This window comes from Micromonospora sp. CNZ295, assembly GCF_004217535.1.
Genome location: NZ_SHKZ01000001.1, coordinates 5,103,464 through 5,125,884, shown reverse-complemented (window position 1 = coordinate 5,125,884; position 22,421 = coordinate 5,103,464). Strand labels below are relative to the sequence as shown.

General features: G+C 69.1%; 21 protein-coding genes. 11 read left to right on the top strand and 10 right to left on the bottom strand.

Annotation, left to right across the window (positions count from 1 at the left end; translation table 11 throughout):
- Positions 1-19: 19 nt before the first annotated feature.
- The 6 genes from EV376_RS23920 to EV376_RS23895 form a co-directional block, all read right to left on the bottom strand.
- Positions 20-1,219 (bottom strand): CoA transferase, encoded by a 1,200-nt coding sequence (locus tag EV376_RS23920; RefSeq protein WP_130326774.1) that lies wholly within the window; start codon positions 1,217-1,219, stop codon positions 20-22.
- Positions 1,213-2,655 carry an FAD-dependent oxidoreductase gene (locus EV376_RS23915; protein ID WP_130326772.1) on the bottom strand — a complete coding sequence of 481 codons (1,443 nt, stop codon included), beginning with the start codon at positions 2,653-2,655 and terminating at the stop codon, positions 1,213-1,215. Before EV376_RS23915 ends, EV376_RS23920 begins: the two co-directional genes overlap by 7 nt.
- 77 nt (positions 2,656-2,732) lie before the next feature.
- Entirely contained in the window at positions 2,733-3,854 is a 1,122-nt protein-coding gene (locus EV376_RS23910) for an ABC transporter substrate-binding protein (RefSeq protein WP_130326770.1), read from the bottom strand.
- Positions 3,855-3,924: 70 nt separating this feature from the next.
- Positions 3,925-5,076, bottom strand: a complete 1,152-nt coding sequence (locus EV376_RS23905; protein ID WP_130326768.1) for a class I SAM-dependent methyltransferase — start codon at positions 5,074-5,076, stop codon at positions 3,925-3,927.
- Positions 5,073-5,321, bottom strand: coding sequence for a hypothetical protein (locus EV376_RS23900; protein ID WP_130326766.1), 249 nt, complete (start codon positions 5,319-5,321; stop codon positions 5,073-5,075). Before EV376_RS23900 ends, EV376_RS23905 begins: the two co-directional genes overlap by 4 nt.
- The gene (locus tag EV376_RS23895) at positions 5,318-6,166 is read right to left on the bottom strand and encodes an acetoacetate decarboxylase family protein (protein WP_130326764.1); all 849 of its coding nucleotides are present in this window, start codon (positions 6,164-6,166) and stop codon (positions 5,318-5,320) included. The genes EV376_RS23900 and EV376_RS23895 overlap by 4 nt, the downstream gene beginning before the upstream one ends.
- A 334-nt stretch (positions 6,167-6,500) precedes the next feature.
- Between EV376_RS23895 and EV376_RS23890 the strand changes: the two genes are divergently transcribed.
- The 11 genes from EV376_RS23890 (at position 6,501) to EV376_RS30555 (ending at position 17,505) form a co-directional block, all read left to right on the top strand.
- Entirely contained in the window at positions 6,501-7,319 is an 819-nt protein-coding gene (locus EV376_RS23890; RefSeq protein ID WP_207228365.1) for an ABC transporter ATP-binding protein, read from the top strand.
- A gap of 10 nt (positions 7,320-7,329) precedes the next feature.
- Positions 7,330-8,184: an ABC transporter permease gene (locus EV376_RS23885; RefSeq protein WP_130326762.1), complete on the top strand. Its 855-nt coding sequence runs from the start codon at positions 7,330-7,332 to the stop codon at positions 8,182-8,184.
- Complete coding sequence (locus EV376_RS23880; protein ID WP_486482923.1) at positions 8,148-8,984, top strand: IclR family transcriptional regulator; 837 nt, start codon at positions 8,148-8,150, stop codon at positions 8,982-8,984. Before EV376_RS23885 ends, EV376_RS23880 begins: the two co-directional genes overlap by 37 nt.
- A gap of 79 nt (positions 8,985-9,063) precedes the next feature.
- The gene (locus tag EV376_RS23875) at positions 9,064-9,870 is read left to right on the top strand and encodes an alpha/beta fold hydrolase (protein ID WP_130326758.1); all 807 of its coding nucleotides are present in this window, start codon (positions 9,064-9,066) and stop codon (positions 9,868-9,870) included.
- Positions 9,857-11,215: an AMP-binding protein gene (locus EV376_RS23870; RefSeq protein WP_130326756.1), complete on the top strand. Its 1,359-nt coding sequence runs from the start codon at positions 9,857-9,859 to the stop codon at positions 11,213-11,215. The genes EV376_RS23875 and EV376_RS23870 overlap by 14 nt, the downstream gene beginning before the upstream one ends.
- The gene (locus EV376_RS23865; RefSeq protein ID WP_130326754.1) at positions 11,212-12,075 is read left to right on the top strand and encodes an amidohydrolase family protein; all 864 of its coding nucleotides are present in this window, start codon (positions 11,212-11,214) and stop codon (positions 12,073-12,075) included. Before EV376_RS23870 ends, EV376_RS23865 begins: the two co-directional genes overlap by 4 nt.
- Before the next feature lie 80 nt (positions 12,076-12,155).
- The gene (locus tag EV376_RS23860; RefSeq protein WP_130326752.1) at positions 12,156-13,712 is read left to right on the top strand and encodes an MDR family MFS transporter; all 1,557 of its coding nucleotides are present in this window, start codon (positions 12,156-12,158) and stop codon (positions 13,710-13,712) included.
- A 454-nt stretch (positions 13,713-14,166) separates the two neighbouring features.
- A complete protein-coding gene (locus EV376_RS23855) occupies positions 14,167-14,937 on the top strand; it encodes a hypothetical protein (protein ID WP_130326750.1) in 771 nt (256 codons plus the stop codon).
- Between the two features lie 1,171 nt (positions 14,938-16,108).
- Positions 16,109-16,294 (top strand): hypothetical protein, encoded by a 186-nt coding sequence (locus EV376_RS23850; RefSeq protein WP_046566800.1) that lies wholly within the window; start codon positions 16,109-16,111, stop codon positions 16,292-16,294.
- The gene (locus EV376_RS23845; RefSeq protein ID WP_130326748.1) at positions 16,291-16,677 is read left to right on the top strand and encodes a hypothetical protein; all 387 of its coding nucleotides are present in this window, start codon (positions 16,291-16,293) and stop codon (positions 16,675-16,677) included. Before EV376_RS23850 ends, EV376_RS23845 begins: the two co-directional genes overlap by 4 nt.
- Before the next feature lie 480 nt (positions 16,678-17,157).
- Entirely contained in the window at positions 17,158-17,505 is a 348-nt protein-coding gene (locus tag EV376_RS30555) for an NAD(P)H-binding protein (RefSeq protein ID WP_486482922.1), read from the top strand.
- A gap of 252 nt (positions 17,506-17,757) precedes the next feature.
- Here the strand turns inward: EV376_RS30555 and EV376_RS23835 are convergent, their stop codons facing one another.
- The 4 genes from EV376_RS23835 to EV376_RS23820 all read right to left on the bottom strand — a co-directional run bounded on the left by EV376_RS23835 (position 17,758) and on the right by EV376_RS23820 (position 22,420).
- Complete coding sequence (locus EV376_RS23835) at positions 17,758-18,777, bottom strand: ABC transporter permease (protein WP_130326746.1); 1,020 nt, start codon at positions 18,775-18,777, stop codon at positions 17,758-17,760.
- Positions 18,774-20,279: a sugar ABC transporter ATP-binding protein gene (locus EV376_RS23830; protein WP_130326744.1), complete on the bottom strand. Its 1,506-nt coding sequence runs from the start codon at positions 20,277-20,279 to the stop codon at positions 18,774-18,776. The genes EV376_RS23835 and EV376_RS23830 overlap by 4 nt, the downstream gene beginning before the upstream one ends.
- A gap of 15 nt (positions 20,280-20,294) precedes the next feature.
- Entirely contained in the window at positions 20,295-21,350 is a 1,056-nt protein-coding gene (locus EV376_RS23825) for an ABC transporter substrate-binding protein (protein ID WP_165438091.1), read from the bottom strand.
- A gap of 92 nt (positions 21,351-21,442) precedes the next feature.
- Positions 21,443-22,420: an ABC transporter permease gene (locus EV376_RS23820; protein ID WP_486482921.1), complete on the bottom strand. Its 978-nt coding sequence runs from the start codon at positions 22,418-22,420 to the stop codon at positions 21,443-21,445.
- Position 22,421 lies beyond the last annotated feature (1 nt).

Genomic DNA, 22,421 nt, shown 5'->3' with positions numbered 1-22,421 from the left:
CGGCTGTCGTGCAGGTGGCTCATGCGATCACCTGCCGGGACCGCAGGTCCGCGACGCGGTCGGCGTCGTAGCCGAGGTCGGCCAGAACGTCCTCGGTGTCGGCGCCGAGCCGGCGCCCGGTGAAGCGGATGGAGCCGGGGGAGGCTGACATCCGCCACATCACGTTGTGCATGAGCACGGAGCCGAGTTCGTCGTCGTCGACCTCGGTGAGCATGCCGGTTGCGCGGACGTGTTCGTCTTCGACGAGATCGCGCGCGGAGTAGACGGGTGCGACGGCGGCGCCGGCGTCGGTGAAGGCGCGGATCACCTCGTCGCGGTCCCGCTCGCGGATCCACCCGCCGACGTGGGCGTCGATGTCGTCGGCGTGTGCGGCGCGTCCGCGGCCGGAGGCGAACCACGGCTCGTCGATCAGCTCGGGGTGACCGACGAGACGCATGACCCGCTCGGCGATGGACTGGGCGCTGGAGGACACCGCGACCCAGTGCCCGTCGCGGGTCTGGTAGGTGTTGCGCGGCGCGTTGTTGGTCGAGCGGTTGCCGTGCCGGGTCTCGACGACGCCGAGTTGCTGATAGGCGGTGGGGCCGGGTCCGACCGCCGTCGTCAGGGGGCTGAGCAGGTCGACGTCGATGACCTGTCCGGTGCCGGTGCGTTCGCGGTGCAGCAGCGCCATGGTGATGGCCGACGTGGCGGCGATGCCGCAGATGCTGTCGGCCAGACCGAACGCGGGCAGGGTCGGTGGGCCGTCGGCGGGGCCGGTGAGGTGCGCGAACCCGCTCATCGCCTCGATGAGGGTGCCGAAGCCGGCGCGGTGCGCGTACGGGCCGGTCTGTCCGAAGCCGGTGACGCGGGCGATCACCAGCCGCGGGTTGCGGGCGTGCAGGACGTCCGGCCCGAGACCCCACCGCTCCAGGGTGCCGGGCCGGAAGTTCTCGACCAGCACGTCGGCGGACGCGACCAGGTCGAGCAGCACCTGGGCACCCTCGGGATCCTTGATGTTGAGGGCGATCGCGCGCTTGTTGCGCGAGATCTCCTTCCACCACAGGGGCACGCCGTCCTTGCTGGGCCCGTGGCCGCGCATGCCGTCGCCCTTGGCCGGGTGTTCGACCTTGATGACCTCGGCGCCGTAGTCGCCGAGGATCTGGCAGGCGAGCGGGCCGGCCAGGATGGTGGACAGGTCGATGACGCGCATGCCGGCCAGCGGGCCGGTGCCGGTCACCATGCGAGGATCCCGGTGCCGAGCAGCCGCCCGAAGGTCAGGGCGGGGGTGGCGAGCATGCCGCCGCAGAACGAGTTGCCCATGAAGGTGCCGGAGCCGAGCAGTTCGCCGAGCGCGTAGAGGCCGGGGATGGGCGTGCCGTCGGGGCGGATGACGCGCAGGTCGGTGTCCACGGCGAGGCCGGCGGTGGAGGTGATCGACATGCCCTGCACCCGGATCGCGTAGAAGGGCGCCTCGGCGATGGGCAGGGGACGGAACGTGCGTCCGAGCGGGTCGTCGCCGTCGAGGCAGGCGTTGTATTCGGCCACGGTGGCGACCAGGTTGTCGGCGTCGATGCCGGCGGCGGTGGCGAGGGTGCGCAGGTCCTCGGCGACGTGGAACATGGGGTGGCGGCCGGCGTGGGCGCGCACGTCGTCGGCGGTCCAGTCAGGGATCATGGGCGGGGCTTCGCGCAGCATCCGTTCGTCGAACACGATGTAGCGGCGCAGGTCGGTCTGGCGCAGCAGCGCGTGTTCGCGCACGTCGACGCTGGGTTCGTCCTCGGCGATGAAGCGGCGGCCCTCGACGTTGACGTAGATCTCCCACGGCATGCGCATCTCCGGCCAGTGGATGGGCCGGCACAGCACCGGCGCAGGGAACTCGTCGTGGTGGAGGACGGACCCGAACGAGCACAGGTAGAGGTCGTGGTTGCGGGTGTAGCCGCCTGCTGCGACACCCAGCCGGTGCCCGGCGCCCTTGGCGAAGCGGTAGGAGGCGTCGGCGTAGGCGCGCACACCGTTCATGTGCTCGAAGAAGGCGGGGTCGGCGTTGTAGCCGCCGGTGGCGAGCACGACGTTGCTGCCGGTGTGGGTGTCGCGGTCGGCCGTGGTGTCACCGGTGGGTCGGGTGACGACGCCGGTCACGCGCCCGTTGGGTTCCTGGACCAGGTCGACGACCTCGGTGCCGAACAGGGGGGTGATGGCTCCGCTGGCGATCAGCTCGCGGAACGGTGTGCGCACGGCGGCCAGAATCGAGCGGCCGAGGTCCGGTCCCCAGTAGTAGCGGTCCTGGCTGTAGTGCTCGTGGTTCTGGCCGCGGACCGGGTGCTCGGGCAGCACGGGCATGCCGAGGTCGTCGAGCAGCCAGTCGAGGGTCGCGGCGGCGTGGGACACGGCGAGCCAGGTCAGCTCTTTGTCGGCGGTGTTCTTGCTGATCCGCAGGATGTCGGCGAGGTGCGCCTCAGGGGTGTCGTCGATGCCCTTGGACCGTTGCAGCCGGGTGCCGGCGGCGCTGAGCTGCCCGGTGGCGATGTGGAGGGCACCGCCCTCCTCGGGTGCGGCGTCGACGACCAGCACCCGCGCCCCGCGGCGCGCGGCGGATATCGCGGTGGACATGCCGCCGGCTCCAACGCCGACGACGATGACGTCCCAGCGGTGATCGACGTCTGGGGTGGTACTCACCAGGGCTCCTTGGTCCGTGGGGGAGGGGGTTGGTCACCGTGCGGCCCGGGGGGATCGCCGGGCCGCACGGTGAGGCGTCAGCTGCCGGTCTTGTAGTCCGCCGCCGCCTTGATCACGGCGTCGTGGTCGAAGTCGTTGATCTCCTTGATCAGCGAGCCGTCGAAGACGTCGGCGATGGTCGGCTCCTTCTTCACCTGACCGGTCGAGACGGCGTACTCGGCGGCCTTCTTCAGCTGCGCGTCGGTGAGCTCGCCCCAGGCGGGCCAGGTGGACGGGTCGTCGGTCTGCGGGGTGGAGGTGGACATCCACGCCTTGAGCAGGGTCACCAGTTCCGTGCGCCGTTCGGGGGTGTCACCGCTGCTGCCGGCGATCTCGGGGAACGTCTTCAGGCCCATGTCGACCGCGGCCTCGGGGTTGAGGCGGGCGAACATCAGGCCCTTGTAGGCGGCGCGCGCGTACTTCACCAGCACCTCGCGGTCCTTGCCGCCGAGAGCACGGGAGCTGGCCGTGAACGCGATGCTCGGCATGGCGTCGAACAGCGCCGGGTTGTCGAGGTAGCTGAACGTGCTGCCGGTCTGCTCGAGTTGGGCGAACAGTTCGGCGTAGAGGGCGATCGCGTCGACCTGCCCGCCCTCGAGGGCGGCCTTGGCCTGCTGGCCCTGACCCACCGGGAGGATCTTGACGTCCTTGTCCGGGTCGATGCCGTTCTCGTGCAAGAAGGAGCGGGTGAACAGGTTCGAGCCCGAGGCCAGCGAGATGACGCCGATCTTCTTGCCCTTGAGGTCGGCGGGTGCGGCGATGCCCGAACCGGCCGGAACGCCGATCTTCCACGGGAAGGACGTGTTGATCGAGCCGAACGTCTTGACCTGCACGCCCTGCTCGGCGGCGGCCATGGTGGACGCGACCTCGGCGTTGGTGGCCAGCGCGTCGCCGGAGGCGATCACCTGAAGCGCCGCGGAGGAGCCGTTGGCGGTCTTGAGTTCGACGTCGAGCCCCTCCTCTTTGAAGAAGCCCATCTGCTTGGGAACGGCGTACAGCGAGATCTGGGTGGAGCCCGGCACCGAGGCCGTGGTGACGTAGGTGACCTTGGTGAGGCCGTCGGCGGTGGTGGTGGTCGACGAGCCACCACCACCGCACGCCGAGGTGAGAAGCGCCAGCGCCGACAGGGCGGCGGCCAGCGCGAGGGGACGGCGGGTCATTGTTCTCCTTCGGGGGTGAGTCCACGCGCTGCGTGGGGGAGTACGGTTCGAGGTCCGGTGGTGTTGGCGGCTAACGGCGTGCGACGAGCAGGCCGATGCGGCCCGCGGAGGACTGACCGGTCACCAGGCGGCGGCCGGTGGGGATCAGCTCGCGGCTGACCTTGTCGGGCTCGAATCCGGCGCGCACGGCCATGCCCTCGAGGTCGAGCGTTCGCACGGTGCTCCAGAACGGCTCGTTGTTGTTCGTGGTGTCCCACTCGACGAGGAACTGCGCGAAGGGATCCATGGTGCTGAACGGCGGGTACTCCGCGTGGACCATCAGCCCGCCCGGCTTCAACAGCCGGAAACTCTCGGTCAGGATGTTCTGCACGGCCTTGGTGCTGGTCTCGTGCAGCAGGATGTGCGAGACGACGAGGTCGAAGCTTTCGGCGGCAAAGCCGGTCGCCTCCGCGTTGCGCTGGGAGAAATGCACGGGCAGGCCGAACGCTGCCGCGCGCGCGTGGGCGTAGCGCAGCATCGGCGCGGCGACGTCGATGGCGTGCACCTCCGCGCGGGGGTAGCGCTCGACGTAGGGCAGCGTGCTGTGGCCGACGGAGCAGCCCATGTCGAGGATCGCCGACGGCGCCAGGTCGGGGTAGCTCACGTCGAGGTAGTGCTCGATGACGGAGCGGCCCTTGTCGTCGTTGGCGGCACCGAGCTGGCCGGCGGCGTAGATGTAGACACCGCGGTCGTAGAGCGCGCCGGCGGTGAGGTCGTCGGGCGCGGTCTCCCGGTAGTAGCCGGTCGGCATGCAGTGGATGTCGACGGTCTGCAGGTACGCCGGAATCTCGACGGACGCGTCCAGGCTGAGCGTCCCGAGGCTGCCGGCCAGGGCGGCGGCGGTGTCGGTGAGCCGGATGAACTGCCGGGCGGTGCTCTGCGCGACGAGCTCCCACATCTGCTCCTGGCCGCTGCGGCGCAGCGCGCTCCACATCTGCGTGGCCGGGTCCTGGGCCATCAGCTCGCCGATCACGTGCCTGCTCGCGGGAGCGGAGCCGTGCTGCCGGGCGTAGGCCGGGGCGATCTCGGTTTCGTACCGCCGCCGGATCCGACCGGCGACGTCGTAGGCGAGCCGCGCCTTCAGGTCCCAGATCTCCTGTTGCCGGTAGGCCTCGGCCACGGTCGGCGTGGCGAGCACGGCGTGGGCGAGCTGGCCGTCGGCGAGGGTGGGGAAGCTGGTCATGATGGTCCTCCCTGCGGTGTCGTGCCGGCCGGCTCGGTCCGGGCCGTCAGCTCCTCGACCAGGCGGCTCATGGCGATCGAGCCGCCGGCGACGTCCTCGCCCTCGATGCCGTTGGCGGCCTCGAGGGCGGCGAGGCGGCGCTGCAGCACGCCGATCTCCTGGGTGAGCACGACGATGGCGGCCAGGAGCCGGTCGGTGTGCGCGTCGCCGAGATAGACGGGACGCTTGCCGCGGACGGTCTTCACGCCCTCACCTCCCTGCTCTCGACGCGGTCGTGCAGGCTGGCCTGCTCGGGCGTGTAGTCGTGCAGCACCTCGGCGGCGGTGTCGGTGGTCCAGCCCTGCTTGAACGCGTACGCCGCGAACGGCTCCACGTCGCGCAGGGGCGCGAGATCCTCGTTGACCGCGTCGTGGATCGCCAGGTGCGGAATGCCGCGAAACACCTCGCCGGTGCGGACGTTGGCCAGCTGCAGGCCGAGCAGACAGGTGCGCGTCGGGACGGCGGGCGACGGTGACGGCTGGTGCGAGAGCAGGAAGCCCCGGTTGCCGTACGCCGGCATCTCGGATGCCTCGACCGCCTCCGTGATCTCGATGCCCAGATCGAGCACCGGCTCACCGAGCCGGGTCACCGAGCCGGACAGTTTGGTGCCCGGCCCGATCGGGCCCATCGCCGGGTTGTAGGGGTTGATGTGGGTGCGGCGGACCTCGCCGATCTTCTTGCCCCAACCCATCACGGTGCCGAAGCCCATCGACCAGTCCTCGGTCACCCAGATGAAGGCGCTGAACCGGCCGGGCTCGCCCCGGTGCGTGGCGTAGAAGCCGATGATGCCCTCGCCGTACTGGGTGCGTCGGGGCGCGGTGAACGCCTGGTCGGGGTCGCTGTCGCTGACCTTGATCATGTCGGCCACGAACGCGAAGCCGACGCCGTCGTCGACCGGCTCCAGGGGCTCGGGTAGGTAGCGTCGGGCCAGGTCGGCGCCGGCGCGAAACAAGACGCGGATGGCGTCGGAACCGATGTGGTGCGGGGGCGGTTCGACGAGGCTGGCGGATCCCGTGGGCGAGAGCGGGTTGGTGAACCCTCGCAGATGCATCGCGACTCCTGGACTGTGGTGGGGGAGATTCCAGGTCTGTTCCGCTGACAGGAACACTGTTTCGCTGGTGATGGCAGACGCTAAACACGGGTAGCGATCGCCGTCAAGGGGTAGTCGCCATAATGTGATGACCTGGCCGTTCGCCAGCAGATGGCCGTGTTCAGCCAAGACGGGTGTGCGTAAGAAAGGTTGGCGCCAGCTATTGACGGCGTCCCGGGGCTGCTCCTAGCGTTTCGGCAAGCGGTCGATCGTACCGCTCAGGTGAACGACTTGGTCGACCTGCTTCGGAACCGTCTCGGAACCGCCCTGACTCCCAACTCGAAGGACACCCGCCGTGACGTCAGCCCCCGTGGTCCCCGCGGCCCTCGACGGCGACCTCGACTCGCGCTGGATCGAGGCCCGCGACCTTGACAAGGTCTACCGGCCGCGCAAGTCCGCGCCGACCCACGCTCTCTCAGACGTCTCGTTCGCGGCCCGGCGCGGCGAATTCATCTCCATCGTCGGCCCCTCCGGCTGCGGCAAGACGACCCTGCTGAAGATCCTGGCCGGCCTGATCCCCTACACCGCAGGCGAGACCAGGATCGCCGGCAAACGCGTCAGCGGCCCCGACAAGGGCGTCGGCATGGTGTTCCAGGCCGCGACGCTGCTGCCCTGGCGCACCATCCTCGAAAACGTGATGGTGCCGGTCGAGATCCAGAAACTGGACCGCAAGGCACACGAGGCCCGGGCCCGCGAACTGCTCGAGCTGGTCGGCCTGCGAGGCTTTGAGAACAAGTACCCCGGCGAACTCTCCGGCGGCATGCAGCAGCGCGCCGGCATCTGCCGCGCGCTCATCCACGACCCGGCCGTGCTGCTGCTCGACGAGCCGTTCGGCGCGCTCGACGCGATGACCCGCGAGTTCATGAACCTGGAGCTGCTGCGCATCTGGCAGGAGAGCCGCAAGACGGCCATCCTCGTCACGCACTCCATCCCCGAGGCGGTGTTCCTCTCCGACCGGGTCATCGTGATGACCTCGCGCCCGGGCCGCATCGCCGAGATCATCACCATCGACCTACCGCGCCCGCGCGAACTGCGGATGATGGCCTCCGACGACGCCGGAGTGTACGTCGAACGGATCCGCGCCTACTTCAACAGCGCCGGCGTCATCGACTGAGGACGGACACATGACCACCCAGACAGTCGCACCGGCCAGAGAAGAGTCCGGCGCACCCGCCCCGCAGCGGCGCCGAAGCCTGGTGCCCGACCTGCACGAGCGTCCCGAGATCGCCCTGGTGCCGATCGTGTTCGTCGTCGTGATGACCGCGTGGGAGTTCATCCCGGGCTGGCTCGGCATCGACGACTTCGTGCTCCCCACACCCAGCCAGATCTTCCGGGTCTTCATCGACCAGCTCGGCCAGCCCGCGTTCTGGCACAACTTCTGGGTCACCCTTCAGGAAGCCGGCGCCGGATTCGTGATCGCCACCGTGCTCGCGGTGGTGATCGGTACCTGCGTCGCCCAGATCACCGTGGTCGAGCGCACCGTGCTGCCCTACATCGTGGCGTTCCAGTCGGTGCCTAAGGTCGCCCTGGCCCCGATGTTCGTCGTCTGGTTCGGCTTCGGGATGACCTCGAAGATCGTGATGGCGACGATCATCGCCTTCTTCCCGATCCTCATCAACGTGATCGCGGGCCTGAAGTCCGCGGAGAACGACAAGATCGAAATGCTGACGTCGTTCGGCGCGACCCGCTTCCAGGTCTTCCGGATGGTGCGCTTCCCGAGCGCGCTGCCGTACATCTTCGCCGGCCTGCAATCAGGCGTGGTCTTCGCGATCCTCGGCGCCATCGTCGGCGAGTACATCGGTGCCCAGGAAGGCCTCGGCTACCAGTTGATGCAGGCCAACTACCGGTTCGACATCCAGGCCATGTTCGCGGTCCTCATCGTCCTGTCGATCATGGGCATGGTCGCCCATGGCGTGGTGAAGGTGTGCCAGCGTAGGTTCGTATTCTGGTCCGGCGACCAGAGCAAGCGAGGGACGTGATGTCGCTAGCGGAAGTCCAGTCGGCTCGCCCGACGCGAGAGCCGACGTCGGGACTCGAGCGGGTGCTGCGGGTGATCTACGCCGTATCGGCGGCCGGCCCCGAGGGCATCGGGGTCTCGGCCCTGGCCCGCGAGGTCGACCAGCCCAAGGCGGTCACCCACCGGCTGCTCAAGGGCCTGGTGGCCGACGGGTTCCTCGCCTTCGACACCAGCACCAAGTGCTACCGGCTCGGCACCGGCGCGCTCGCGATCGGACTGGCCGCGCTGCGCCAGACCAACGTCCAGCAGACCGCCCGACCGGTCCTCGAACGCCTGGTACGCGAGACACGGGAAACCGCGACGCTCTCCCTCAAGCAGAGCGACAGCCGCATCTACGTCGACCAGGTGCTCTCGCCGCAGGAGATCCGGATGTCGGTGGCCACCGGCGTGCCGTACCCGCTGCACGCCGGATCGTCCTCCAAGGCCATCCTGGCCGCGATGTCCGACGCCGCGATCGACGAGTACCTCGCCTCCCACGACCTGCATCTGCTGACGCCGGCCACGATAGCCAGCCGACACCGGTTGCTCGAGGAGATCGTCCAGATCCGCGAGCGGGGATACGCCTGCAGCGCCGGCGAGCGTGACGCCGGCGCCGCGAGTGTCGCCGCCCCCGTGCTCGGCATGGACGGCATGGTGCTCGGCTCGATATCGGTCTGCGGGCCGGTCGGTCGCTTCGAAGCCGCCGACATCGAGCGCCTCGGCGTGCTCGTGCGGGCCGCAGCGGAGGAGACCTCTCGCGCCATCGGGCACCTGCCGGGCTGACCCGTCCCCGCCCCGCCTCGCCACACCCGGCGACGGCGCGTGGCGTGCTGTCGTACCCATCTTGGAAAGGCACGCACCCATGCCGCACCGCACCTACCTCCAGACCTCCTCCGGGCAGATCCACGCCCGCGTCGCCGGCGACCACGGTCCGCACGTCGTGCTGCTGCACGAGAGCCCGCTCTCCTCCTTCGTCTACGACGACGTGCTGCCGCTGCTCGCCCCCTGGGCGCGGGTCCTGGCGCCGGACACGCTGGGCTACGGCATGTCCGACGCCCCGCCCGAGCGGCTCGACATCCCGGGCTACGCCAAGCCGGTCGTCGAACTGCTCCGCTCACTCGACGGCCCCGCGGTGCTCGTCGGATCACACACCGGCGCCAGCATCGCCATCGAGGCCGCGCACCAGGCGCCCGACCTCGTGTCCGGCCTGGTGCTGCTCGGCATCGCCACCTACACGCCCGAACAGCAGCGCGACCGCCGGCAGAACTGGGCACCTGACGAGCCCGTCACCGAGGAGGCCACCCATCTCCTGTCGGCGTGGCAGCGGTATCAGGACCTGTGGCGCGGCTGCGACCTGCAGACCCGCCAGCGTGCGGTGTGGACGATGCTCGGCGCGCTCGACCGCTACAACTGGGCCTACCACTCGGCGTTCGAATACGACCCCATCACCCCGCTCGCCGGCCTCACCTGCCCCGTGTTGTGCGTGGCCGCCGACGGCGAGTTCCTGGAGGAAGGCACCCGGCGCGCCGCCGAGCAGCTCGGACTGCCATACGAGGTGGTGCCGGACTGCATCGGCCAGATCCCGGTCCGCAAGCCGCAGGTCTGCGCCGACCTGATCGAACGGTTCGTCGCCGAGCATTCGGGGAGCGTGACCGGTGGCGCTCGCTGACGACGTCGTAGCACCGGGCGCCGACCCGGCACGGCTGCGCGACGTCCAGGACCGCGCGCTGCGGACCATGCTCGCCCGGGCGGCCGCGAGTCACCCGTACTACCGCGAACTCTGGGCCGAGCACGACGTCGACCCCCGGGCGGTGCGGGGCGTCGAGGACCTGCCGCTGCTGCCGCTGACCACCAAGTCGATGTTCACGGCGGCCCCGCAGCGGTTCCGCCTGCAGCCCGACGGGTCACCGGAGCGGCAGCTGTGGGACATCGCGTACACGTCCGGATCGACCTCCGCGCCCGCGCCGATCTACCAGTCGGCCTACGACTTCCACGCGATCCTGGCCGCGCAGGTCCGCATGGCCGCCATCCGCGGGATGCGCGGCGACGACCGGATCGCCAACCTCTACCCGCTCACCCCGCAGCCACACGGCGCGTGGACCCGGGCGAACCACGCCGCCGCGGTCCTCGGCGCCACCGTCGTGTGCGGGATGAGCGGCGCGAGCCCCTGGTTCGACGTCACCCGGCGCCTGCGTGAGGTGGCGGACCTGCTCATCCGGACCCGGCCGACCGTGCTGTGGGGCGTGCCGAGCTACGTGCGCCGCGTCGTCGACGAGGTCGCCCGCCTCGGCGGCACCCTGCCGCACGTGCGGATGCTCGCCCTCAGCGGCGAGGCCACCACCGCGCCGATGGCGGCGCAGCTGACCGACCTGCTCGCCTCCGTCGGCGCCCCGCACGTCGTGGTCTCCAACAGCCTCGGCGCCTCCGAACTGCAGTACGGCCTCGTCGAGTGCGTGCCCGGCGCCGGGTTCCACAATCCCGTTCCCGAACTGCTGCACCTCGACGCGGTCGACGAGCACGGCCGGCCCGTGCCGCCCGGAACCCCGGGCGCGTTCACGATGACCCACCTCGACCGGCACGGCACCGTCCTGATCCGCTACCTGCTCGGCGACCGCGTCGAGGTCGACCACGGCCCGTGCCCGCACTGCGGCCGGCTCGGCGGGCGCGTGGTGGCGCACCACGGGCGCTCCGGCGGCTCGCTGAAGATCAAGGGCCAGCTCGTGGACACCACCGTGCTTGAGACGACCGTGGCCGCGGTGCCCGGCGTCGCCGACCACCGCGCGCTCGTCCGCCGCAGCGACCCGGCCGACCCGCTCTCCGGCGACGACCTGGTCGTGCAGGTGGCGCTGGCGCCCGCCACCGAGCCGGCCGTCACCGAGCAGGTGTCGTCCGCCGTCAAGCTCGCCACCCGGGTCACACCCACGATCGAGGTCACCACCCTCGACGCCCTCTTCCCCGCCGACGAGCGGATGAAGCCCCGCCGGTTCGTCGACGAACGACAGGAGTCCGCATGAGCACCGCCGCCATCGACATCGTCTGCAACCTGTTCACCCCCGAGGTGGTCGCCTCGCGGCCCGCCTGGAACCGGCAGTTCCTCGGCGGCAAGGTCAACGCCTCGGAGACCACGCTGCGCGGCCTCACCATCGAGCAGCACCTCGCCGCACTCGACGCGGCGAACGTCGAGCACGCACTGATGATCGCCCCCAAGATGGGCCGCGACGGGCTCTCCGAGTCCTGGCGGCTGGACCCGATGACGATCGTCGACCTGGTCCAGGCCCACCCGGACCGCTTTAGTGGGCTCGTCGGCATCGACCCCTACGAGGGCATGAAGGGAGTACGCGAACTCGAGCGGATGGTCACCGAGTACGGCATGGTCGGCGCCCACATCTACCCGCACTGGTTCGAACTCGCACCCGACCACGCGCGCTACTACCCCTTCTACGCCAAGTGCGCCGAACTCGGCGTGCCCGTCCAGATGCAGGTCGGGCACTGCCTGCGCTACAGCCACGACCACCCGCTGCCGTCGGTCGGCCGGCCCATCCTGCTCGACACCCTCGCCTGCCACTTCCCCGAACTGAAGATCATCGGCATCCACGTCGGCTGGCCCTGGACCGAGGAGATGATCGCCGTCTCGTACAAGCACCCCAACGTGTACATCGGCATCGACGCATACGCCCCCAAGTACCTCGACCCGAAGCTGGTGACGTACATCAACGGCTGGGGCGCCGACAAGGTCATGTTCGGCACCGACTTCCCGGTCATCCCGCACGCCCGCGCCCGGGAGGAGATCGCCGCGTGGGGCCTGCGCCCGGAGTCGGAGGCCAAGCTGATGCGCGAGAACGCGCTTAAGGTGTATGACCTGAAGATCAAATGACGGATCCGGCGGACACCGGGGGAGAGACGCGTCGCCGAGCAGGGTGAACTCGGCGACGCACCACGAGAGGGATGGCTTGCATGGTGGCGACATCCGCGGCCGGCAGCGGCACCGAACCCGCGGATGACCGCCCGACTACGAAGAGCGTCGGGTTGCGCTCCGAACGCGGCCCCGTACTCGCCGCGGTCATGCTCAGCACAAGCCTGGTCGCGCTGGACACCACGATCATCGCCACCGCAGTGCCGTCGATCGTCCGCGACGTCGGCGGCTTCGCACAGTTCCCGTGGCTGTTCTCGATCTACCTGCTCACCCAGGCGGTGACCGTACCGATCTACAGCAAGTTCGCCGACTCACTGGGACGCAAACCGGTGATGTTCGTCGGCATCACCCTGTTCCTGCTCGGCTCCATCCTGTGCGGCGCCGCATGGAGCATGCCCGCACTCATCGTCGCCCGCGCCCTGCAAGGCATCGGGGCCGGCGCGGTCCAGCCGATGGGCATGACCATCATCGGTGACCTCTACACCGTCGCCGAGCGCGCCCGCGTCCAGGGCTACCTGGCCGCCGTCTGGGGAACATCCGCCGTACTCGGCCCGCTGCTCGGCGGAGCCCTCTCCCAATACCTGTCCTGGCGGTGGATCTTCTACCTCAACGTGCCGCTCGGCGCGATCGCGGCATGGATGCTCGCCCGCCACTTCACCGAACGCGTCACCCGCCGCCGGCACCGCGTCGACTACGCCGGGGCCAGCCTGCTCGCCGTCGGATTCGGACTGCTCATCCTCGGCCTGCTCCAAGGCGGCGTGACCTGGCCCTGGGCATCGCCCCAGAGCCTGACGATCCTCGCGGTCGGCGCCGCCACGCTCGGCGCGTTCATCGTCGTAGAACGACGCGCCGCCGACCCCGTGCTGCCATTGTGGGTGTTCAGCCGCCGTGCCCTCGCCGCGGCGAGCCTCGTCGCGATGTGCGTCGGGGCGCTCAGCGCCGGACTGAACTCCTACCTGCCCACCTACGCCGAAGGCGTGCTCGGCGCCGACGCGACGGTCGCCGGGTTCGCCCTCGCCGCCATGGCCATCGGCTGGCCACTGGCCGCCGGCACCGCAGGGCGTATCTACCTCCGGATCGGATTCCGCGACACCGCCCTCATCGGCAGCGTCGTCGTGATCAGCGGCACCGCGCTGACCACCATGCTCCGGTCGGACTCGGCCGTGTGGGCCGTCGCCGGCGCGGCCTTCGTCATCGGCGTCGGACTCGGCCTGACCAGCAGCCCCATCCTCGTGTCCGTGCAGTCGGTGGTCGAGTGGGACCGCCGCGGGGTTGTCACCGGGGCGAACATGTTCAGCCGGTCACTCGGCGGGGCGATCGGCGCCGGCGTCTGCGGCGCGATCGCCAACGCCACCCTCGCCAACCGTCTCAGCCACCCGCCCGAGCCAGCGGGTGCCGTACCTGAGCACCTGGACGCGACAAGTCTCGTGCCCGGCGGGCACAGCGGGCCCGTCCCGGCGGAGGCCGCCGCGTACCTCCGCACAGCGCTGTACGACGCGACCCATTACGTCTTCATCGCGCTCGTCGTGATAGCGATCCTCGCCTTGGGCGCGCTGTTGCTGATGCCGCGCCGCAGCAGCAAGCTCACCTTCGAATAGCGATCGGTCGGCAGCATGCCCCGGCGGCGCGCGGCCCGCGGGTGCTTGCGGCACGGCCGCTCAGCCTATTTCCGTCAAGTGGTGGGGATGAACTCGTCGTCTATGGGCGAGTAGATAATCAAGGGGTGGTGCGGGCTGTTCTCCGGCGTCAGATGAACTGGCTTTCTAAGCTGGCGCCCGAGGCTGCGCAGGAAACCCCCCCGCCACCACCGAGGCGGCCACGGACCCGCCACAGATGGCCGTCGGAGAACAGCCAGATATCCTCCGGGCCAGGCGACCCCGGGACCCGTTGCACCAGCGACCGCGCAGCCGCACCGTGGGCAGCCTAGTCGAACACCCGTGCGATCCGGCCGGCTGCCGGCAATGTTCAAGCTGACAGTGTCACGTCAGGAAGGCCCACCGCGCCGCTGACCTCGTTCGGGATGCCGCTGGTGTGGTCTCTATAGTGCTCTTGGTGGCGATTCCATCAGTGTTGCAAGAGTCACTGCATGATCCGGTGTTCTGGGCGCGGTACACCTTCGCTCACGAGGAGGGACCCGGGGCGGATCGGCTTGGTGATCTCGAAGGCTTGCTGGACGACGATGACGACGATGCGGATGAGGATGAAGACTCCGCCGACTCGTCGCTCGACGTGGCCTTCGAGGTCGGCGATGGCCACCACGTCGTACTGAGCATCGACGCCTCCGCCGACTCCTACAGCCTGGGCATCACCACCCCTGACTTGGCCGAGCCAGCCGAGCTCGGATGGGACGACCTTGCACACTGGCACCCGCATGCGTTGCGCTGGTCCGAACTCGACCTGATCTGCCGGGCGATCGTCGCGCGGGATCCGCAGCTGCAGCACCCGGGGGCTCCGTTGGCCCTGCTGTGCCGGTTCGCTGCCGTCTTTGACGATGACGACGTGGACCAGGCTGTCGCCGCCGTCGACGAGGCATACACCGCATTACGTCCTCCGCAGTGGGACGGCTACTGGCCGTGCGGCGCTGACTGGCTCGAACGCGTCGACTTCCGTGGTGAGAACGTCATCTGGCAGCGGGACGAGGCCGGCAACCTCTGGGCCTACCAGGACGACGCCGACCGCGACGGCGAACCCTTTTACAGTACGCGGCTAGGGCCGGATTCCGGCACGGGCGACGGTTTTCCATATGCCCCACTCCGGGCCGTGCTAAATGCGGCCGCGGCGACGGTGGGCGACCCGTGTCGGCCGGCCTCCAAGCGGGGATAGGCAGCGAGGAAGCATCGAAACGACCAGCAGCGGGCGGCAGGAGACGAACAACGGCAGCGGAGAAGCCTCTGCTCTGTAGCGCAAGAGGGCATCGGATGCTTATTGGGCGCTCGCCACGAAGGCGTCGAATGGCCCTGGAACTCTCATCAGCCAAGACTTGAGGAAAGGTGCTGGGATCCTTGCCCGCTAGCTTGTTGGCGACCCATAGGTCGATTCTCTCGCCTTCAAGGGTCCCAAGGCCCCATCGAGGTTCGTACAGAGGCCACACTCACGGGTGCAGAACCGCAGCGGATGGCACTCGCCGGTGGCCCGTGCCCTCGTTCACACCGAACAGGTCGAGCCCTATTGTGAAGCGCGATGATCGCGGCCGCTGGGCGGATCGTGCCCCCATGCGGCGTGGACCCTAGCTCACCACCATTTAGCCCGCTGGACTACGCGATGGCTAGGCAGGCACGATGCGCCCGCGACTGAGACGGAGATTGAGTATCGCGACGACCGTGCATGGCCAAAGGGCGCGGCGCCCTTCTCTTTCCTGGTTGGTCTGGCGGTGGTCGCGGCCGACGTCACGGTGGCAGCAGCCTCCAACCACGTAGCGTATGCAGCGTTGTGCCTGTTGGTTGGCCTGGCGGTCGGCTCGTCACTGATCGTCATCGGGATCCGCCGGTGGCTCGGCGGTCAGGCGATCCCGTCCGCGTTCGCAACGATCTCGGGATTGACCGCCATCGTTGGGGCGGTCCTCGCCGGGTTTACCGGGTTCGTCGGTGCAGGCGGGGCGCTCCTCTTGGGACTTGCTGGCGGTTGCCTTCTTGCCAACGTATGGGCGATCCGAACTGCAAGGCGGAACCGCCGGCGGTGATTAACAGACGGGGACGACCGCGTGCCCGATCCGTGCCCTATGCAAGGGTCACGACGGGGCAGCAGCGGCTTGGTCTTCACGCTCGACACCGTGCGTACAGAGCGACCCCGCCTCACCGCTACGCACCGTGTGGATCAATCCGATTCCCAAGCTGGCACTGTCACATGCGCTGGTAGCCTGACGCGGCTCGCGTGAGAGGTGGGGTCTGCCCACCAGCACCAATAGCCCCAAAAGCACCAGTAGCCCCAGCGCCCCGGCAGCAGCGTCGGCGGCGTGCTGGTGACTCCCGCACCTACCACGGGGTATCCTGCGGGCATGGCCGACAGGAGCCCCAACACCGGCGCCCGCAGCGAGGAGATCCTCGCCGCCGCCGGCATCGTCGTCTCCGACGAGGGGAAGGCTCGCGCGCGCCGCCGCCTGGACGAGGCCCGGGAGCGGTGGACGGCGGAGCTCGACGCCCAGGCTCGCGAGCAGCTTGGCCTGCCGGCCCGCGCCGCGTGACCGAACCGGCTGTCCGGGTCGTCCTCGACGCCTCGGCGATCATCGCCTTCACCCGAGGGTCGATCGACGTCGGTGAGGTGATCGCCGAGGTCGCCGACGAAGAGAACTGCGTGTTCGGGCTGCCTGTACTGTGCGTGGCCGAAGCCGCCCGGGTGGTCATCGACACAGACCGTCTGCAGCTGCTCGTCAACCACCCGATCGCCGAGATCCTCTCGCCCGATCCGGACAGCTGGGAGGCCCTCGCAGTCACCCTCGACACGGTCGGCAGGGTCGACGCCGCCACCGCGGTGCTCGCCGCGATCGACCTCGGTTGCAGCGTCCTGACCGGCCAGCCCGGCCTGTATGGCGGCATCGCCGGCGGCGGCCCGGTCATCCCGATCTGACCCAGGCACTACGCGGCGTGGATCCGCCACCGCGACGGCGAGCCAGACCAGATGTACACCGGTCAACGCGGCCGGCGCATATCTCCGGCATCAAGCAAGTTCCCGATCCGCATCTGGCGTCTCTCGTCGCGCCTTGACCTTCCCCTGACTGAAAGGTTCAGTCAGGTACGGGTAGAGCCGTGCCGACCAGTCGGCGACGCGGGATGCCACCCGGGCCGTTTGTTCGGTGGGCTGTGATGACCGCGGCAGCAGATCGCACACCAGAGGGACTGTCCGAACCTCGCGCCGGCTCGGCATGAGTTACGCGCGGCGCTGGCCGACGTCGGTCTGCCCATCACGGTGGTCACCGAAATCGTGGGGGACTCAGGTCGCGCGTGACCTGGGCATCAACGACGCGAGAGCCGTCGACGCGGTGGTCGTCGGCAGCGATGCCGTGCTGTCGGTGCTCGGCGTGCCCTACAGCCGACGGCCGATTACGACATACTCCGAGGGCACGCTCACATCGTCGCCGCCATGCAGCGGCACGGCGTGCGCCAGCCCGCGGTCGTCAGTTCGAGCGCGGTCGAGCCCGTGCACTACCCGGACGCCGGATTCCTGTTCAACCGCGTCCAGCCCTCCATGACCCGGGTGGTCGGCAAGGCGCTCTACGGCGACATGCGGCGCATGGAAGCCCTGGTCCGGGCGAGCGGCCTGGACTGGACCCTTGTCCGCCCGTCCGGCCCGTACGAACTTCCGGCGGTCACGGACTACACGATGGTCGAGGGTCATGCCGCCGGCCGGTTCACCCGCGCGAGCCGATTTGGCGGCGAGCACGCTCCGGCTGCTTGACGACAGCCGGTTGGTTCGGCAGGTCGTCGCCGTCGTCACGACCGCGAGCGGACCAACAGCGGGGGAGTCGGGCTCGGCCCGGGGGTCAAGCCGGGCTCCCACCCGGCAAATGGTCCATACCGTTACGGTGCCATAGAGCACTGTTTACCGAGTCGGGCGATGCCGCCCGCATCGCACCGGTGCGCTTGTCAGGTCGTAGAGCGATCAGTCCAAGTGGGCATGAACCGATGGGCTGGCTATATGCCGGCGTCGTTACGCCGCAGGGGCGGCCGACGCGGGCTGCAGGGTACGGGTCACTGCTTGCCTTCTGCGCGCGGCGACGACCCGCGAGATGATGCTCGGTAGCAGGATCGCTGCGATAAGCAGTCCTCCCTTGACCGGGGTCTGGTAGAAGGTCGGCACGCCAACGAGGTTGAGGACGTTGGGGAGCAACCCAAGAGCGAAGGCACCGAAAATTGTACCGATTATGGTGATGCGGCCGCCGCCGAGGATGGTACCGCCGACGACTACCGCGGCGAGGGAATCGAGGGCGAAACGGCTACCAATCATAGGGTCACCGGTCCGCGTGCGGGCGACGAGGAACAGCCCTGCGAGCGCGGCGAACAGCGCGACGATGACATAGGTCTTGATGAGCGTGCGTTCGACCCTGACGCCGAGCAGTCGGGCGACGGCGGCGTCACCGCCGACGGCGAGAATGTCGGATCCGGTCCGGCTCCGGCGCAGGAAGATCGCGCTGAGGACGGCGATGATCAGCACGATGGGGAGCACCTTTGGAATCGTGCCCCAAAACTGTGCGATCTCGGTGAACCACGTGGGCACCACGCCGCCCGGGGTGGGCCGGATCAGCAGCGCGAGTCCTTGCGCAGCCGAGAGAGTGGCCAGTGTGACCAGGAAGGGCTCTAGCCCCCAGGCGATCGCGAGCCCGTTGGCCAGGCCCACGGCAAGGCCGCAGAGCAGCGCGATCACGATCGCGGCCGGTGCACCGAGCGGCGCGAACAGGGTGGCGGCCACCACTGCGGCGACGCTGGCCGTTGAGCCGACCGAAAGGTCGAGCCCTCCGGATCCGACTGCGAAGCTCTGCCCGAGTGCGATAAGCAGCAGGGGCGTCACTTGGACGAGGACGTTGGAGATGTTGAATGGTGACAGGAAGCTGTCGCTGGTGGAGACGCCGATCAGGATCAGGACGACGACAAAGGCCAGGGCGGGCATGGCCATTGGGTCGACGGCGCGCAGCCATGCGGGGAAGCGCCGGATGTGTTCCGCCGTTTTCACGCTGAGCCTCCTACTGCGCTCGCGAGGATCGTTTCCTCGCTGGCTGTCCTGTCGTGTTCTGCCACCAGCCGACCGTTCGACATCACCAGGATTCGGTCGCACAGCCCCTGAAGCTCGGTGATCTCACGGGAGGCGACGAGCGCGGCGATGCCCTGCTCGGCGCAGAGCCTGCGGATCAGGTGGTAGATCTCGGATCTTGAGCCAACGTCAACGCCGCGGGTCGGTTGGTTGAGCAGCAAGACGCGGGATCCGGCTGCGATCCACCGGGCCAGTGCCACCTTCTGTTGATTGCCGCCGGATAGCGCGGCGACAGGGCGGTGGATGTCTCCGCGTACCCCGGCGTCGGCGGCGGCGGTCGTGGCGACTGCGGTCGCCCGCGCGCCGTCGACGGCACCCGCACGGCTGAGGGTGGGCAGGAGCGGCAGGGTGATGTTGTCGATGGAGGAGAAGTCGAGTAGGAGCCCTTCGTTCTTGCGGTCCTCGGGCACGTAGCCGAAGCCCTCTGCGACGGCGCGCGCTGTATCCCGCCATGGGCGTTGCTGGCCGGAGATCGTGAGCGTGCCGGCCGCTGGGCGCCGCTGGCCGGCCAGGCAGGCGAGGACCTCGTCCTGGCCGTGTCCATCCAGGCCATAGAGGCCGACGATCTCGCCGGCATGTAGGTCGAATGATGCGTGGGTGACGGCGGGTGGGTCGACCAGCTCGCGTATCCGGACCAGCGCCGTGTCCGTGGCGTGCGTGTTCGGGATCGGCCGTGGGAACAGGTCTTCCACCTTGCGGCCGACCATCAGTGAGATCGTGGCGTCGACCGTCATGGACGTTGACGGCTGGGTCGCCACGTGACGGCCGTCCTTGAGCACCGACACCGTGTCGGCGATGTCGAGCACCTCATCGAGTCGGTGACTGATGTAGATGAAGGCCATCCCCTGTGCGGCCATCCGACGGATCACCGTGAAAAGCTGCACGGACTCCTCTGGCGAGAGCGCCGCCGTGGGCTCGTCCATGATGACGAGGCGGCTTTGTCGTACCAGTGCCCGTGCGATCTCGGTCATCTGCTGGTGCGCGGTGGACAGTTCCCGTACCGGGGTGCTCACGTCCACGTGGGCGACTCCCAGTTCGGCAAGCGCCTTGCGGGTCCGCTCCTTCATCGCCCGCCAGTCGAGGAGACCGAGGCCACTTCGCAGCTCCTGGCCCAGGAACACGTTTTCGGTGACGGAGCGGTCTCGCAACAGCGCGAGTTCCTGGTGCACGAGGTGGATGCCGGCGTCGGCGGCGGATCGCGCGTCGGGGAAGGACACCTCGCGACCGTCGAGCATGATTCGGCCGCTGTCCGGCCGTACCACGCCACTCATGATCTTGACGAGGGTAGACTTTCCCGCGCCGTTCTCGCCCACGAGAGCGAGAACCTGTCCCGCGGTGACGCTGACCGACACGTCGGCCAGGGCCTGTGTCGATCCAAAGCGTTTGGCTATGCCTTCGACCGCGAGTACCGGCGACGCCGACATCCCACTACCTCCGTGTCAGTTGTTGGGGAAGATCTCGACGATCTGCTCGCGCTTGAGGTAGGACTCCACCCAGTAGTCGTCGGAGACGTCCTCGACAACCGCGGCCTTCGGGTCGGTCACCGGCGGCGGCTTCAACAGGTACGAGTTCTGGATGGGCAGACCGCGTAGCGCGCGCACGGCGAGCTTGACCGCCTCCGGCGCCTGCCAGGTGGGGAACTGCGGCGCGCCGGTCTTGAGGTCCAACTGCGCGGCCATCTTCAGAAACCCGTTGAGGTTTTCACCGCTCATTGGGACCAGTGGCCGGTTCGCCTCCTGGAAGGCCTGGACCGCGCCGCGGGTCATCGCGGCACCGGAGGACCAGACACCGTCGATCTGCGGGTGCGCGGCGAGCAGATTCTCGGTCACCGACTTGCCCTTGTCGAAGGCCCAGTCGCCGTACTCCTCACCGACGATCTCGATGTCCGTGCCCTTGAAGGCCGACACGGCACCCTCGTATCGCGCCGTTTCCACGCTGTTTCCGGCGATGCCGCGCAGCATGATGACCTTGCCCTTGCCGCCGAGGTCCTCGACGAGCTTCTTTGCGCCAGCCTCACCAAAGAACCGGTCGTCGGCGACAACCTTTGCGGTGTACTTGTCGGTGTTGGCGTCCGAGCCCCAGACGATGACGGGAATGCCGGCGTCGTGCGCCCGCTCCACCACGGGTACGACCGCCTCGGGCGAGACGGGCGAGATGAGCAGCGCGTCGACTCCGCGGGCGAGGGTGTCCTCCGCGTCGGAGATCTGCTTGGTCGCGTCGCCACCGGCGTCGGTGACGATGAGTTCGGCGCCCAGCTGCTCTGCCATCTGCTTCGCCGACCCAAGCGCCTGCACACGCCAGCTGTTGACCAGACCGAAGTCGACGTAGCCGATGGTCAGCTTGCCCTTGTCGCTCTTGTACGGTGAGGTGTCCACCTCCTTGGCGTCGCTGGCCGGGGTCATGTCCTTGAACAGCGCCAGTGCCTGCTCATCGACGGCGCCGCCGCCCGCTGCGTCGGATTCGTTCGAGCAACCGGTGAGAAGCAGCGCCCCCACGGTGAATGCGGCCAGGCACCGCAGAAACGTTCGGCGAGACTGATTCTTCATGGGACTCCTTGTGGTGAGCGGAGATTGGAGACGAGAGACGGTCATGTGCTCACGCGCCGTTGCCGGAAGAGCGCCGCGGCAGCGAGGATCACGATGCCCTGGGTGAGCAGGTTGCCGGCCTTGCCCATGCCCACGCCGGTCAGCAAGGCGGAGAGGACGGTGAGCAGGATCGCGCCGCCAACGGTGCCGGAGACCCCGCCCTTGCCGCCGGCGAGGAGCGTCCCGCCGACCACCGTCGCGGCGAGGGAGCCCATCATCAACTCCTGACCGGCGCCCAGCGTGCCCGTGCCGACGAAACCGGCCACGAGGAGGCCGCCGAGTACGGCGCAGAGGCTGGACAGGATGTAGGAGCCGAACTGGACCCAGGGCACCCGCACACCGGCTAGCCGGGCCGCATCCGGGTTGCTGCCGGCGGCGTAGACCCAGCGTCCCGGCCAGCTGAAGCGCAATAGCAGGCCGACGGCGAGGCTCGCCGCGATCCAGAGGTACGTGCCCCACGACAGACCGAGGAAACGGCCGCTGGAGAGGCCGCGGATACCCGCCGGGACATCTCCAGTGGGTGCGCCACCGGTGTAGATGAGCATCGCGCCGGTGAGCACGAAGCCGGTGCCGAGTGTCGCCACCAGCGGCGAGACGCGCCCCCAGGCGACCATGCTGCCGTTCACCGCTCCGATGACCACGCCGACAGCGAGACACGCGAGCACGACGCTGAGCGTCCCGCCCTCACGCGCGAGCGCACCGGCGGCGAGCACGTTGACGAAACCCACCACGCCGCCGACAGACAGGTCGAAGCCCCGACCGAGGATCAACACGGTCTGCCCGAGCGCGAGCAACCCCAGCGGGGCGGCCTGGCGCAGGAGAACGGGCCAGTTCCCGAGGCCCACCACCGACGGCGCGACTGCCACCGCGACGAGCACCGCAGCCGCCAGCGCGAACCACACGGCGGACTGGCGCAGATTCGGCCGTAGCCGCGGCCCGCGGACCGGCTCCCCGCTCACCGCGGGCGAGGTTGTCAACATG